This window comes from Mesorhizobium sp. WSM4829, assembly GCF_055811475.1.
Map to the genome: position 1 here is coordinate 31,927 of NZ_JBVVQJ010000001.1, position 15,949 is coordinate 47,875.

Annotated in this window: 6 protein-coding genes; 4 read left to right on the forward strand and 2 right to left on the reverse strand. The window is 60.7% G+C overall.

Annotation, left to right across the window (positions count from 1 at the left end; all coding sequences use genetic code 11):
* Positions 1-8 precede the first annotated feature (8 nt).
* The 4 genes from AC0L17_RS00160 to AC0L17_RS00175 are packed head-to-tail and all read left to right on the forward strand — an operon-like array spanning position 9 to position 7,330.
* Positions 9-2,459, forward strand: coding sequence for a helicase-related protein (locus AC0L17_RS00160; protein ID WP_473514310.1), 2,451 nt, complete (start codon positions 9-11; stop codon positions 2,457-2,459).
* Positions 2,456-3,364 (forward strand): hypothetical protein, encoded by a 909-nt coding sequence (locus tag AC0L17_RS00165; protein WP_473514311.1) that lies wholly within the window; start codon positions 2,456-2,458, stop codon positions 3,362-3,364. Before AC0L17_RS00160 ends, AC0L17_RS00165 begins: the two co-directional genes overlap by 4 nt.
* The gene (locus AC0L17_RS00170; RefSeq protein WP_473514312.1) at positions 3,357-6,602 is read left to right on the forward strand and encodes a hypothetical protein; all 3,246 of its coding nucleotides are present in this window, start codon (positions 3,357-3,359) and stop codon (positions 6,600-6,602) included. Before AC0L17_RS00165 ends, AC0L17_RS00170 begins: the two co-directional genes overlap by 8 nt.
* Positions 6,602-7,330, forward strand: a complete 729-nt coding sequence (locus AC0L17_RS00175; protein WP_473514313.1) for a hypothetical protein — start codon at positions 6,602-6,604, stop codon at positions 7,328-7,330. The genes AC0L17_RS00170 and AC0L17_RS00175 overlap by 1 nt, the downstream gene beginning before the upstream one ends.
* On the opposite strand, the gene AC0L17_RS00180 is transcribed toward AC0L17_RS00175, so the two are convergent.
* Complete coding sequence (locus AC0L17_RS00180) at positions 7,313-13,645, reverse strand: AAA domain-containing protein (protein WP_473514314.1); 6,333 nt, start codon at positions 13,643-13,645, stop codon at positions 7,313-7,315. The genes AC0L17_RS00175 and AC0L17_RS00180 overlap by 18 nt on opposite strands.
* Complete coding sequence (locus AC0L17_RS00185) at positions 13,642-15,903, reverse strand: hypothetical protein (protein ID WP_473514315.1); 2,262 nt, start codon at positions 15,901-15,903, stop codon at positions 13,642-13,644. The genes AC0L17_RS00180 and AC0L17_RS00185 overlap by 4 nt, the downstream gene beginning before the upstream one ends.
* Positions 15,904-15,949: the final 46 nt, after the last annotated feature.

The following is a 15,949-nucleotide window of genomic DNA, read 5'->3' on the forward strand; positions in this document are numbered from 1 at the left end:
GGCCAGCGATGACGGCGGAGCGTCCCTGGTATGAACATGCGCGCAAATGTGCTTGTGACGCGTTCAATGCCAGCGTGGGCGCTGGCGATCGCGGCGCCATGCTGCGCGAGCTCTGCAGATTGCATGGCGGCTATCTCGATTGCGAGACGAGCGCCGCCGAAATCCGCCCTGAGGATTTGGACATTCTCGCGCGTTTCGGATTGAAGCGGATAACGGACGTTAGCGGTTCTGCGATTATCATTGAGGATACGCTCGATGGGTTGCCAGTAGACCGGCTTGGCGATGTTCTCAGGCTCGATCCAACAACGCGGCAAACTTATCCGAGTGCATCGGCGGATGCGCTCCTGCTCCGGCACTCCGCGTTCGATCACTATCGGGCTCCGACCCAGAAGGCCGCGATCCGCGCCTTGGCGACCATGCCCAATGCATCGACTCTGCTCGCCACGTTACCCACCGGAGCCGGCAAAAGCTTACTTTTCCAGCTAGTGCCCGGTTTGGCTCAGAAGCCCGGGACCTGCTGTGTCGTGATAGTGCCGACCGTGGCGCTCGCTCTCGCGCATGTCGAGAGCCTGCGCGTAATTGCCGGCCTCGAAGGCAGCGCGTGCGTTCATGGGGGACAAAGTGCAGAGACCCGCAAATCTGTCTACGACAGCTTCGCGCGCGGCGACGTGCCCGTCTTGGTGCTTTCGCCTGAAGTTGCGCTGAGCGGTGCCCGCGACCTTTTGATTGAGGCCGCCCGCGCCCCCGAGACGAAGCTGCCCGGGCTTGATGCGCACCTGACCACTTTCTTTATAGATGAGGCGCATATCGTCGAGTCGTGGGGGCGATCCTTCCGCCCCGACTTCCAACGCCTGCCTGGGCTCGTAGAGGCGCTACGCCATGCCAATCCGATGCTACGAACCGTATTGCTTTCGGCAACCGTCAACGACGCTGCGCGGGCGGAGTTGATGCGCGCATACGGCACGGCGGAACTACTCACGGTAGAAGCCAAAGTTGCGCGGTATGAGTTCGATCTTGTTCACGCGAGGATTGAGACAGCTGAGGAGCGCGACGCACTGATTGTGAAGCTCGTTGATCAACTTCCACGGCCGGCAATCATTTACACGACGCTGGTCAAGCATGCCGAGGCGCTACACCGATCAATCGCAGCCCGTGGTTATGAGCGCCTGGCCCTATTCACAGGGCAACTCGATGACGGCGCCACCCGTCTCAAGATAGTGACTGACTGGCGCGACGGCGAGATCGATCTGGTCGTTGCGACTTCCGCCTTCGGCATGGGGATCGACAAAGATGATGTCCGCGCTGTGGTCCATGCCTGCGTGCCGGAATCACCGTCGCGTTACTATCAGGAGATCGGCAGGGCGGCGCGCGACGGCAACCAGGCCTTGGCGCTCATGCTCTGGACTGACGAACGTGGCAAAGCAGGCGATTGGCGTCAAGCGAGGAAGCTCTGGTCGGGGAGTTGGTTGAGGCCCGATATGATGCGGAAGCGCTGGCGCGCGATTGTTCGTGCCGCTGAGCAAATTGGGGGAAGCACGATCGTTAATGGGTATCACCGCCTCGTAGTTCCTCTGGACGCGGCGCACGACGGACTGCCGACGGGCGATACCGACTACAATCGCGACTGGAATCGCAGCCTACTCAACATGCTCCAGCGTGCCGGTGCGATCTCGATCTTGGCTACTGAAAGCCGTGGCGATGTTCCAGTCTGGCATGTGGATGTCCGCGAGCCCGTGCTCCTTGCAGCGGGTGATGAGGACATCTATTGGGACCGCATCAGCGCGGTGCGTGCGGGAGAACGCGCTGCGGCGCTTGCAGATCTCGACCGGTTCAAGGCGGCGGTCTTCAGACCCGAAACCTGTGTCTTAGCCGCCGTTTTCGAGCTGGTCGAAGCAGGCAATCCGCTGGTTCCGCCTTGTGGTCGCTGCGCCTATTGCAAACGACACAATATCCACCCACCCAAGGTCGCCGAGATCCGCTTCGAAGGTCTCGATCGGCGCTGGCAAGAAGCACATGGGCAGAGCAGTCTCCGGCCCGGCATTTCAATACTCCAACCCGCCAGTGATGATGGAACAATCGAAACAAAGTTGATCGAAGGTTTGGTCGACGCAGGCATCGAGCAGTTCATCGTGCCTGCCCATCACGCCGACAGGTTCGCCGGGCGGCTCGCCGCAACTAGTTGCGCCTATGGATTTGTGAGCAGCCATGACGACATTTTAGGCGATTGGCGGCCGGCACTGATGCCAACAGCGCTCATCATCCAGGATTCGAACCGCGTCGATCGCCTGATCGATCGTGTGGAGGTATGGAGCAACCTCAACCCTGAGCAACGCCTTGTTATCGTCGCAGCTTCGCACATCATGGTGCGAGGGAAGCCCATCGCCAATATCGTCTCGAGCAGCGCGCCGATCGCCCAGGCCGCATTAGATGGCTTTGCCAAGGGAATGTCGTACCGATGAGCTTGCTGAGCGACACAAACTACTCTCCGCAACGCATCTATGCGCTCCTCCGACTGCTGGACGCCCAGGATGGGCAGCTCAGCTTTGACAGTATTGTGAGATGGCTCAAACCCACCATGCGTGGTGTCGAGCAACGCGGTTCGGAGAGCGAACACATTAACATCCGGCAATTGATCGGCGCGGCGAACAGTCTTGGCATGATTGATAACCCTGCTCAGAACCAGTACCGGCTTGCCGGCCCTGTCCCGGCTTCACTCGAGGGGTTTGCCGATGTGGTTCACGATCGATTGGTTGGACTCGAATGGGACCATGCAGACTCGATCGTTCTGGAAGCCTATGCGGCCATGGTCGTGCTCACCGAGGTGGAGCAAAGCACCGGTTGGCTGGAGGTTACTGCAAAGGACCGGGCTCAGCGCATTAACAATGCCGTCCGCCCCGGCTCCGGCGATGATGGTGGCGAGAGCAACAATCGTTTCAACGCGACGAAATCCTCGCCCTGGAAGCGCTGGATGATCTTTCTCGGACTTGGGCTGCCGATGCCAAAGGGCGATCTCTATCCCTACCCCGTCCAGCGACTGGAACGTGAACTCGCGCGAGTTTGTGCAGAAAAGGCGATGTCGGGCCTCGTGTCTATCGAGCCGTTCATGGCTATAGTGGCTGAGCGAATGCCCTACCTTGACGGCGGCCGACTCTTCAAAGCCTCAGCGGAGTTGGCTCGCCTTGCGCCGCTCGAGCGCAAGCTGTCGCGCGTCTTAAGCGGCGCTTTGCGCGATCTTCATGACGATAAACGCGTGACCCTCGACGCCATAGGCGACACTAAACAGACTTATGCGCTCACACAGGAGCCGCATGCGGTCAAAAGGATCAAAACGGTGACCTTGGAGATGGCGGCTGCTCATGTCTGAAGCTATGCACAAAGCTTGCTGGACGGAAGATCGCGCGCATGCGGTACTGCGATCTGTAGCACTGGCGAACAATGAAGCAGAATTCCTCGTCGTCCATCAGCCGATACGCGATTTTCAGATTTCGACCACGACCGGAGACAGGTTGGAGCCGACCGATGCGGCCCTACTCGCCGATTTATCGAACCCAGAAACGCGCTACGCCTTCTGCATCGTCGAGGGCGAGCCGGGCGCCGGAAAATCGCATCTGATCCGATGGCTAGACGTCAAATGGAACAAAGACGACTTGGTGATGCTCATCGAACGAGCCGACGGAAGCCTCATCGGCACGTTGCGCCAGCTTAGGCATCAACTCGGCGAGCGGTATGCGCATCTGTTCGAGAATATGGTCCAAAGTGTTGAAGCGTCGTTCGATGGTCGTGTGAAGCTGTTCCATGCCAACCTCGCCGCTTCGCTGAGCCCGAAATTCTTCGAAAGCCCGATAGGTGACGAGGAATGGTGTGGCACTTGGGAGCTAGAACGGCTGATTGGCCACCCGATCGTGCAGGAGAAATGGGGCGGGCCTGAGCGCATCCTCAAAGTAATGTCGGGCGACGGCGGACAGCGCAATTCAGCGTCGGCCAGTTTCAACCTTTACGACGTCGCTGATCTAGCCAAAGTGCAATTTGCGGTCGAGGGTCTTCCACCCAAAGCCCTGATGCTAATGCGCACGCTCAAGCGCGAATGCGACAGGTTTGCACCATCACGCGCCGCCGGTACGTCGGCTCAGGATCTTGCGCTCGACGATACGCTCGACATTCCGCAGGCCCGTCGCCTGCTCGAGGCGCTCAACTTGCGCCGCAATTTCGCGGTTCAGCACATCCTCGGCCTCACCGCGGATGGACTGCGTGATATGTTCTTTAAGCTCCGTAAGGAACTGCTGAAGGAGCAGCGTCGGCTCGTGCTCCTTCTCGAGGACGTCACGAGTTGGGAGGGTATAGACGGCCAATTGATCGACTCGCTCGTCGTCGATGCCCGCACGCGGGACGACGTCTGCGATATGGTCTCGGTTGTTGGTATGACGCCGCTCTATCTGAGTGGCATTCAGGGAAATTATGGCGGCCGCATCACGCATCTCCTCCGGCTCGGGCGGGTGCGCCAACAGGGGGGCTTTCAAGAGACTATCCAGCTATCAGAGACCGACGCGCAAACGGAGTTCGCGTCCCGTTATCTGCGGGCGGTACGGATTGCTCGGGAGGATCTCCAAGTTTGGCACATCGCCGGTGCGAACCCCGACACGATCCCGAACAAGTGCGGGAGTTGCGAAGGCCGCGAAGCCTGCTTTACCGCATTCGGCTCCGTCGGCGGCATCGGCCTGTTTCCGTTCAACGCCAATGCCGTTACCAACATGTTCCGCCTGCTTGAAGACCCGAAGGGAACCCAGAGCCTTCAAACGCCACGCGGTATGATCCAAGGCGTATTGTCACCTGTTCTGCTCTATCCGGCACGTCTCGACGCCGGTCACTTTCCGCCGATGGAAATCGAGTTCTCTGAGTGGATGCCGGAGCGATCGCTTCATCCGAGCGGATTTCTCGCGCAGATCATCGATGCGGCCGAGGCCGATCCGATGCGGCGAATGCAGTTTCGGCGGCTAACTATGCTCTGGGGAGATCGATCGCCTGAAATTCGGGTGACCGAAGATGCAAACGGGACGAAGTCGGTCGCCGACGTCAACGAAGGCATTTTCGACAGCTTTGGTTTGCCCTGGCTCGGCGATGGGCTCGAGGTTGACGCAGGCGATACCCCGCATCCGCCCAAGCCATCTGGTCCGCCACCACCTCCGGAAACTGAACTGTCGGACACTGACGCCGAACCTTCAACGGCCAAGCCGGTACTGTCGTCCATCGGCAAAGTCCCTGCTTCCCCCTCGCCACGCCAACTCGGTGGCCCGCAGACAGTGTCGCAGGCTCGGCTTAGATCGCTAGTAGAGCAGGCTCAGACATGGCGCGATGGAAAGCCGATCAGCGATCCGAGCGTCTGGGAACTGCTTCTCAGCGAGTTGATGGCCGACGTTCGTGAACTGTTGGCGGATCCGGCTCCCGGACTATGGGAGCGGATTTTCACCAAGGATGCGGTGAAACTCGAAGGCTCGGGTCGGACCGATGCCCGTCATTTCGTGATACCGCGTGAGGATTGGGCGAGCCGCGGGCTCGAGGCTTATCTTACGACACGTCTCGGTACCGATTTGCAGCCAGTTCAACAGGAGAGCAACCGACGGGCTGTCGCCCGGCTGCTGCGCCGGCTGGCCGAACTCACATCCCTGCAGATTAAGCGCCGTCTGGGGCAGGAGGAGGATGCCTGGTCGATCTCCGGAACGATGGCGCAATTGTTGCTGGCCAGAGCTTGGCTTCGCGGCACGGTCTCTCCTTTGGCGCCGCTCGAAGAGCAACTACAGGAACTGCTATCGGATGAGCAGGAACCGCGAAGCATGCCCGACGATCGAGTTGAATCCTGGGGCGAACTCGTTCGCGCCACCAGTTATTGGCATGACAAATTCAGAGCGATGCTCCGGCAACTCCTGCTCTTGCCGCTCGGTACCGGTGCACCGTTGATAAATGCTGGGGCGGTCGCCGCATCGCTCCAGTCGCTCAAATCTTCGCTGCGAACTATCGCACTTCCCTCCAAGGCAGAATTCTCGAAAGGGCTCGATGAGATCGGCAAGCTCGTCGATCTTGCGCGGCAAACCGATACGCAGCTTAGATACATCCCCGAACGCGAGAGCAAGAGCTTAGCGCAGCGGAAGCATCGCACCTTGAACTTGCTGCGCCAGTCGAGCCTCAGTCATCATATCAAACGAGTCGATGATGCGCTGGAGCGAACGGTAACTGCGCTGGTGCAAGCCGCACCAGTGGAGCGCCAGGACTATGTGAAGGCGCGTGCCAGGCTGGAAGAACTCGGCCTCCTCGATGAGAGCAATGCCAACTGGGAACGGCTCGCCAACTATCTTTTGGCTGACGAACCAGCCTTCGAGGCGGACGCCGACCGACTGGCTTATATTCTCGATGTGCCCATAGCATCGCTGCGTCCGGCGCTCGAAACGCTCGACCAAGCCGAAGCTGCGATCGAAGCTGCGTACAAATATGCGCGTGCGTACGTAGAGGGAAATCAGACCGACGGGGATTTGTCTGTCGTCGAGGCCTTCGGTAATCGGCTCGCCGATGCAGGCGAAGCGCTGCAAGCGAAGCTCGATGAGGTTACCTAATGGCGGACGGATCTGAAGACACCCAACTCGCACCGCTCAATGCCTTGATCGACCTCCTTCCGAGGATTGAGGCTGCGAAGCAGCGCGCTCGCCTTGGCACCGCGTTGCAAAAGGCTACCGCGTCGGCGGAACGGTTCAAGCGATATCCGGAACTGCTGGAGGGCTTGAGTACCCTCGTTGGCGCCAGCGACGGCGATCTCGAAAGCCTTAGACTGGAGGTCGGCCCGACTTTAACGACCATCATCAGGATGGGTCGCGTGCTAGGGGAACAGCCGACCATCGAGGCGTTGGATACCGTCAATCAAGTTGGACTGACCCAACTGCCCTTGCTGGTCGACAAGATCGAGACCACCGTAGAAAGCGCGTGGAGGAATGCCGTTCGCGATGCGTTGGGCGGACAAGCTGCGCTTGGCGAGATTCTCACGAGCATACCTGGTGTTGAACCGCTGGGCCGAGAACTTACTAAGCTGGCTCAGCGAGCCGTGAGCCTCGAAGACAATTCGCGCGCCGCCTATACACGTGTCGCCGAGCGCAACAAACTCGTCGCGGAAGCGTCCGAGCTTGCCGATCGTCTGCTAACCGCTGGCGTAGCTCCACCGATTGCAACCTTCCTTGTCGCCGTCGCGGCGGGCCCGGTCCGGCTGTCCGATCTGACCGACGATGTTCTCGCCTGGATCAAGGATCACAAGGCCTTGGCGCTGTTCACTGTTTCAGCCCGAGGCGCGTGAAGCTCTCATGAACCGCGCCAGCAGACCGCGGCTGACTGCCACATCGGCGAGCCCGGAGGGCATCAGGTCGCTATCACCATGGAGACACGCGAGACAGCCGTCGAAGCAAAGCCTGCCGCTGACGCGATAGACCTGGTCGGCAAGCCGCTCGCTCGGCGACAGGCTGCCTTCCTGGGCCACACCTTCTATCTGGCCATAAGCGGACAACATTTGCCCAAGGGTAGCATAGATGCCATCGACGGCTCCCTTGCACGCCGCGCTTGCAATCTCCCACGCATCAGGCTCGCGTCCAAGGGTAGTGGCGAGCGCGCCCTTTGTTGCCATCACCTCTTGCCAGAGATCGTAGAGGGCCACCTGTTGGCCGCCGATCGCCTCGATCGCATACAGAAGCCGCAACAACTGCTGAGGGGACGGAGCTTCGGCCTCATTGAAGTCGATGCCGAGACCGCGGCCGATCTCTTCTAACGTCTCCGGCCGGCGCGGATCGAGACCGCGCCAATTGGCATGATGCTCACGATGCGCGTGCGCCGCCTCGATGAGCGCGTCCTCGGCCGCGTTGGGACAGCCCTCCGCAAATCCGCCCATGAAGTCGCTGAACGCGTCCTCGGCTTGCATGATGAAGGTCCGCGTTGTGCCATCACCGCCGACACCATTCTCGACGATGGTGATGACGTCCTCGGCGCGTCTGCCGAACTGGATCGGCAGTTTGACGTGCGCGACGATGCGTCGTTCCTCGCCTCGGCCATGAAGCACGAAGCTCTGCCGTAAACGGACAGCGATGCTGTGGACCAACTGACTGCGTAGGAACTGGCGCAAATGATCATCTGACTTTTGGACCTCGATCACATGGCGCAGAAGTTCGTTGAAGCGCGTGCCGGCCAAGGTCGCGATCAGACGGTCGATACGTCGTTCGCTAAGAAGTGGATGACTCGAGAGCGCCTCCCGATACGTTCGCTTGAAGAGATTGCCGAGCGCAGTATCGCTCCACATTTTGAGGAGCTTGGCGACATCAACGGATAACGCTGGATTGTCCGCCGCAGCGACCACCAGTTCAGCGGCACGGCGCGCCTCATAGCCGTTGATCCCAGCGTTGCGAGCGCGCCGCTGCACGACGTAGCGCAGCATCTGGTTCCGATGCCAGCGCTGCTCGGCGGACGCCCCGGCAAGTCGCGCCATCTCGGCATCGAGAAACTGGTCAATTGCATCTGATCGAAGAGCGAACCTCACGCCTTCGCTTTCCATGACGTAGCCGACGAACTGGGCGTGCTGGCCCTTGGCGTCCGTGAAAGTCTGGGAGACGCCGATCGGATCGGCCTGTTCGACGATGCGGACCTCGGCATCGGCACCCCAGTAAAGGCGCGCGATATGGAGACCGGACCCGCGCGTGTTGCTCCCAACATAAGCGCCGATTTCGGCGACGATCGGCGCAAGTGTGCCTGTGTCCACCGAAACCGCCTCACGGTCACTCCGCAGGGTCGGAAAACCGCGGAGCGCGCCGGTGCTTCGGATATCGAGCGCAGCCTTTGGATCGACATTGTCCGGGATCAGCTTGGCGGTCGAAGATTGCGTGTCCCATTCGACGATCGGCGTCCAGGCCCCACCGCGCAGCAAGCCGATAAGGTCGACACTGAGCGCGGTGGGGCGCAGTACTGTCCCGGCCAGGGCATATTCGCCGAGATCCTCGCGCGCGTCGATCGGCAGTTCGGCCATGATGTCGGCCGCCGAGCCCAATTGGATGTGCTCCGCGGCCGCCTGTTCCTGGGCATTGAGGAACGGCGCGCCGCCCTGACGCGGAGCGCGCCAATGGACCTCATTCGCCCCCCACCGCCGCGTGGCGTTTCCGGGCGCGGCAGCGGAGAGACCGAGCGTGATGTCCTCGGACCTGATGATGGGATTGCCGCCGTGCACCGGCACGCGGATACCGATGCTAGGCATATCGGTCGCGCCGAACAGCGTCTTAGGGACCCAGGCTACGCGCGCCCGGCGTTCGCGCGCCGGCTCGTCGTCCTCAAATCCTCCAAAGCGTCCATGAAGATCCGCGAGGAACGCTTCGGCGCCAGCGTAGCCGAAGCGCACAAAGGGGTCATCATCAAACAACTTGACACAGGTCTCGGCGAATTCGGTGATGATCGCAGGCTCGAAACTGCCATCGGCGCGCGCTGCCGGGAGGGCCAGACCCTCGCGCCGCGCAACGAGATCGAGGATCAGGGTCGCCAACTGTCCGCGCGAGACTATGGGGTTGGCAAGGTTGAGTGGAACCTCGAAGCCGCGGCTGTCGAGAAGCGCGGCCGGCCGGCGATAATACCAAGTGTCGCGTGAGGAGTAGATTGAAAGGGTAACGCCCGTAACGGGCCGGTCATCATTACCGCGCCCGCCGCGGCCCTTGCGTTGCACGAAGCTGGCAAGGTTGGTCGGCGCATAATGCTGGTAGACAAACGCCATGTCAGGATCGTCGTAGCCGACCTCGAGCGAGGCAGTGGAGAAGACCAAATCGCTCCGCTGTATTTCGGTTTCGATCTGCGCCGAGCTGCCCGAATAGACCGGAAAGCGCGCCACGGTGAGAGGATTGCCAGGGACATAGGGCCCGCTCGCGGCCCATTGACGCTGATCGGTCGCGGCGAAGATCCAGCACTCGCCGTCACGAAATAGGTCGCAACCGAGCGGATCGCCACAGCATTGCCGCCGTGGCAGGCCTGTTGCCGGGTGATCGGGATAGAGTCGCGTCCGGAGGCTCGCCAGGTTCTGTCCTTCCTCGGCGTCCATATAATTGCCGTGGAGGCGCTTCAGCTTGTCGATCGAATCGACGAAGACGATGCCGCGGAAGCCCCCTTCGTCGCCATGACGTCGATGCATGTTGTGGCTGAGCGCCATGGTCGCTTGAATGGTAGTCGAAGCACCAGCCACATCTCGGTTGCGCGATTCGACTTCAGGCTGGACGAAGTAGAAATATTCGCGGCCCTTGGGATTGCGTCTGCGCTCGTTTGATCGAGGTTCGATGAGTAGCGGCGCATCCCCGCCAACAAGCTGGTGCCAGACATGGGCAGGGCGGCCAAGGGTGGCGCTCATGCCGACGGCGATAGGCGCCGAGCCATTGAGAGCGCACCGTGCGAGCAGGCGTCGTAGGCCATAGCCGATCTGAGCGCCCTGGATGTGGGTGTAGAGATGGATCTCGTCGGCAAGAATGCACCGCGGAGCGACCCCACCATCGCCGAACAATGGCCCGTAGCGGCTGTCGTTGAGCCATTGATGGAGCGACTCGGTCGTGGGCAGAAACAGGCTCGGCGGCGCAATGCGAAGGCCCCGTTTGGTCCCGATCCAGCCATTGAAATGCCAGCCGCACGCCTTACAGCCCAACCGGTCGGCACCCGCCGCGCCGTCTTCTGCGGTGAGCGTCAACGGCGAACCACAGCTCGGGTCAGGGCACATGAAGAAGGGGAATTGATATTCGCCGGTTCGGCCGGTCGGGAGCCACGCCTCTTTGTCGGCGAGTTCCCAATTTTCTGGGACGGCGCCATTTTGAAGACCAAGAGTGAGCGGCGGCGCGCCATCGATCCCGTTGAGCGCCGCGAGATAGCGCACAAGACGCTGCGCCTGATTGGCAGCGAGACGTATTCGTGGATAGACGAGAATCGCGCGCGTGCCGCCACTGCCCCGCAGAAGATCGACCGTTGCACCGGCGATAATTGGAAGGCAGGCCGCCTCGGTCTTGCCAGAACCGGTATCGGCGGCGATCACGAAGCGTTCTGCGCCCTCACCGTCCCAGGCATCGAAAATCGCTGTCAGCGCTCGCGCCTGGAAGCCCGCAAGCTTCGGCGTGGGCGAATTCCAGGCAGCGCGCAGCATGGCTGCGACCAGACCAACCGCCCGCGCAGAATCGCTGTCTGCTCCGTGAGTGGCTTCAACAGCGGCAACAGTCTGTTCGAGCGGCGCATCATACTCCGGCTTCTCGCGATTACGCAGCTCGACCTTGAGCCCCCTGACGAGGTAGGGACGATCGGCGGCATCGTTCTTGCGGAAGCGCTGCTTCGAGTAGCGGACGACGCGGGCCATCTCGGCCATCCGACTGCGGACGCGTCCCTCATCGGCGATCAACACCAACCCGTGAAGGCTGAGCCGCCTAAGCGATTCCGAAACGTCTCCAAGGGACGCGCTGAGGTCACGCGCGAGATCGATCGGCGCGTGCCACTCTTCGAATACGCCGAAATTGATCCTGCGAGCTTCCATATCCTCAAGATGGTTGAGAAGCACATAATCGGCGGTCTCAAGAACTTCGGCGAGCGACTGGTAAGCAGGATCGTCGGTTGGGTGCTCCGGCCGCACGCGCGACACATAGAGCCTGTCGTTGTGCATCTCATATTGGACCGCGGCCCCGGCTTGGAGCCTGTCGAGCTCAGGTTTAAAGAGGTCCTCCCCCCCCGCGCCCAACCAGTCGAACGCGTCGCGCACACGGGCGTAGAGCGCGCCGCGACGGCCGCTGCCCGCAAGCATGATCGCCTCTTCGACCCGATCCGTGAAGTCTTCGCCGTCGATCGCGTAGAGCAGACGCGGATTGGTGAGCCGACGGATACTCCAGAAGGGCCGATTGCCGGACACACGCTCGAGTCCGACAAGCCCATGTCGCTGGAGCAACCTAAGCGTCGGGAAGATTTCCGCGGCGTCCCTGCGCATCGAGCGCGCGAGTGCGTAATCGGCGACCGTTCCCCACTTTTTATTGCCGCCTGCTATCTTGTGGACCTCTTCGAGGATCCGAAGATGCGCCGGTGTGAGCGGGTCCAGGTCCTGCTGGCGCGGTCGCTGGGGTGCCTCTATCTTGGGAAGAGGTGCTTCATCGTCAAAAGGCAGTACGCAGATATCGACATTGATCTGGCTATGATCGGGTGCGGGCAGCTTGACGCTATCGGCATAGCGGGCCCGGAAGATGAACTCGCGTAGCGTTTCGGCCTTATCGACCAGTTCCTCATCCGAAGGTACGACCTCGAGCAGGCGTCGCGAAATGATGAGAATGAGCTTGGCCCGCGCGCGGGTCACAGTGACGTTGAGCCGTTCGGGACTGAAGATGAATTCGGCTTCGGCCAGCGCGAACTCGGGATCGGCGACCGTGTAGCTGACAACAAGTGCATCACGTTCACGGCCCTGGATGCGGTCGACAGTCTCGACGACAGCGCCAACGCCCTCCGGTCCTTGTGCCATCATGTTGCGAATCAGCGCATTTTGGGCTCGGTGAGGACTGACGATGGCAAGGCGATGCTGCCATTTCTCCGCACCGTCGGCGCCATCGGCAGTTGCGGGCTGCCGGTTGAACAGCGCGCGTCCAAGCCTTGACGCGATCATCGCCTCGAACTGATTCGATGATCCAGTCGGCGGGCCGTCGTGGATCAGCACGCAGATCGGATATTCTGGATCGAGTGCGACACGTTCCCAGTCCTCGAGGCCTTTCTCCCAATCTTCGGTAAGCGCGAGGCGATGATCGGGTACAACGCTTTGGTAGCGCTGCTCATAGAAGCGATCACGCGGGAAGCGGGTCAGCGGTTCGTTGAGCCGGAACGTCTCGTCGAACGGAAATTCGGGAACGCCTGCGGCCTGAAGGAAGGCATAAAGCGAAGATCCTAGCCGCCGTCCGTCGATATCATGGTCGTGCTCAACCCGAATCGGGGGCAACTGCTTATTGTCACCGGCGACGAGGACACGCCCATTTTCCGCCATGCCCGCGATCGCCATGAGGCCATGGCTCAACACCATCTGCGAGGCTTCATCGATGCAGGTCAAATGGAAGAACGAGCCCGTGAACCCTCCCTGAGCATCGATCAGCCGATTGAGTCCCCAGACCGTCGTGCCCATCACAGCATAGTCTTCGGTCAAGAGATCTGCGGCATCGTCCACTTCGCGATGCTCCACCCCCGCCGCTAGAGGTACGGAAGGTTCGCGCCCAACAAAGGCGATGCGGGGTGGTGCTTCCAACTGCTGGCAGCGTTTCGCAATCGCCTCAAGCAGGTTGATGATCGCATTGCGAGTGAAAGCGGAGACAAGGATGCGACACGGCAAGCCAGCACGGCGTCGGACTTCGAGATAGGCGGCCGCCATCCAGGCCAGCGCGTGGGTCTTGCCGGTACCGGGAGGTCCGAGAATCAGCCCCACGCGGGCGGTAGCAAGCCCATGCCACGCCTCGATCTGCGCTCGGCGGAGCGGTTGGCCGGCGGCTTCAGTCAGCGGCAGCGCGATTTCGGCGAAGCCCTGCTCCCAAATGTCGGCATCAACGGAATCGCCTGCGAAATCGAGCGGATCGCGCAGGAAGCGGAGGATGGCGTCGGCGGTCACGACTGGCCTCCGCCAGCTAGTTTCAGCAGATAATTCTGGACCCTCGGACCATTAATGTCCCGGTGAGTCTTGTCGATGCACCAGCCCTTGGGGCCTGTCCTGCGTCGCAGGCTCGCCATTATCGATGAGTCATATTGTTTGGCCGACATGCTGACAAACAGTGAGCCATGCTCGCCGTGGTTGAAGCGAATCTCTAGTGCTCGCCAGCCGGCCGGGTTTAGCCGAAGGTCGGGATTATCGTCCGTTAGGATCAGGCCGATGTCGTCAGGGGAGATTTCAGCATCCCGACTTTCAGGGGGAATCGAGAATCGAAGCCAGCGTCGGCCGTTGGGAAACCTGCCTTCGGTTTCGAGTGTCAGACCGGCAAGACATTCGCCGCGCTGTTGTCGGACGCGCGCTGGCTGGGCGAGACGGACAAGCGTCTCCAGGAGAGTGCTGCGCGAATCCAGCAATTCATAGGCATGTAGGAGGTCGAGATCGTCGGCGTTGAGCGGGTTGAGGGTCGACTGAAAGCGGAATGGCTGCTTGTCGAGCCGCAGGAAAGGCTGAGCAGCGGCTGCATTCTCGCGCGTCAGCCAGTCGACTATTTTGGCAATGGCGTCGAGCCGTGCTCGCACATCTTGCTCGACCTGTTCGGGTCGGATCGCGTCACGTCGGCCTTCTCGCAATGATCGGATCACCTCCATAGCCAGCAAGGAAGAAAAGTCACGGCGGAACGGTCCGGTCGGTTGATAGGCGGTATCGATCCGCCCAGCTTTGTGCAGGCTTTCGGTAACTTGTCGTAGATCGTAGGAGACCTTAGACGGCAGGGCGTAAAGTTGCTCTATCACCGATCGAAGCGCAGTAGCTGGTAGGTGATGCGCACCCTTGAACTCAGGCTCCGGTACGACGTCGTCAGGTGGAAACAGACGAACCGCGTGTAGCAGGCCCGCTCGGATCAACGGGTCATTCAAATGTCGGCCAATCGCAGACTGAATCGCCTTGGCCTCGGCTGGCTCGTAGATGAAGATGTGCGCCTGGAGCTGATCGTTGGGATCAGCCGCAGCGTTGTGCGCATCGACGTCGGAGAGATCTTTGATTAGGCCACCAAAGACATCAACTAGTGCTTGGCGCTCGGCCTCGCCACTGCTCTGATCAATTATCCGCACGATCGACCGGGGTTCACCCCCACGTCGTGCGTATGCCAGCGTGACGAGGTTATCCTCGACCGCGTCATGGTCAGCGAGCAGAAAAAAGGCGCGGTCGATCCGCGGTGGCATTAGATAACTCATAACGTCGGGCAGTTGGCGGACTTCACCGGCGAGGATCGCACCTGCGCGTGCGACGATCGTATCGCTGCGGCGCTGCAGCGACCAACTCGTTGGACCGTTGGCTCCGATCCCGCCAGCTGCGGCCAGTTGCCCGACGGTTCGTAGGCCACGCGCGCGCAGCGCTAACTTCCCTTCATGCGAGACGCCCGGGACTGCGGAAACATCGTCGTCAGCCGGATTGGCCCGCTCAATCGACTTGCGGCAATGGCCCAGATAGTCGCACTGTTCGCATTTGAAATAGATGTGGAAGAAGGTCTCGTCAAAGCCGGTGCTGACTTTTTTCGCGGCAATTCGCGGCACATCGCGGCGGAGAAATTCGTCGACGAGTCGGAGGTAAGGTTTCAGCGCAAACAGGGCCGGTTCAGTCAGACCCTCGATGATTCGCGTGCCATCGCGGATATGCCACACCGCTCCAATCGGATCGACCTTTGCGTCAATACCGAGATCGGCGAGCATACCTTGGAGCAGCTTCGCATAGAAGGCCACCTGCGTCTTGTGAAACGGCGTGGAATTCCTGGTCGCCTTGATATCGACGATGCGGAAGACGGTGCCGTCGGGCCGAGCATCGCGAAAAACCAGGTCAGTATAGGAGCGGTTAATCAAGATGTTGTCGGGCAGGCCGAGCGCGGCACGAAACGACGGTCCCTGTTCGAGCCCCAACTGGGTTGCTACTTTCTGTGGGGTCCTTCCCTGCAAAAACGCAATGGTCTCGGCTTGGCCGAGCCTGTCCTGTTCGGGAGCTGGCGCCAGCAGTGACTGCTCGGCGCGAACGCGCATGAGCACGCTCTCTTCGAACTTGTCTCCCTGGATAGCCCAGGCGGCACCGCTTTCCTCCTTAACGATAGTAGCGCTATCGCGCTCAACACGCGTCATCATGTCATAACGTGTCTTGCGCTCGCAGCGATATTGGAACCAAGACTTAACCGTAGTTGCGCTGAGACCTGCCATTGTGATGATCCATACTTCTTCGAATCGCACGCACGAAGCTCACAAG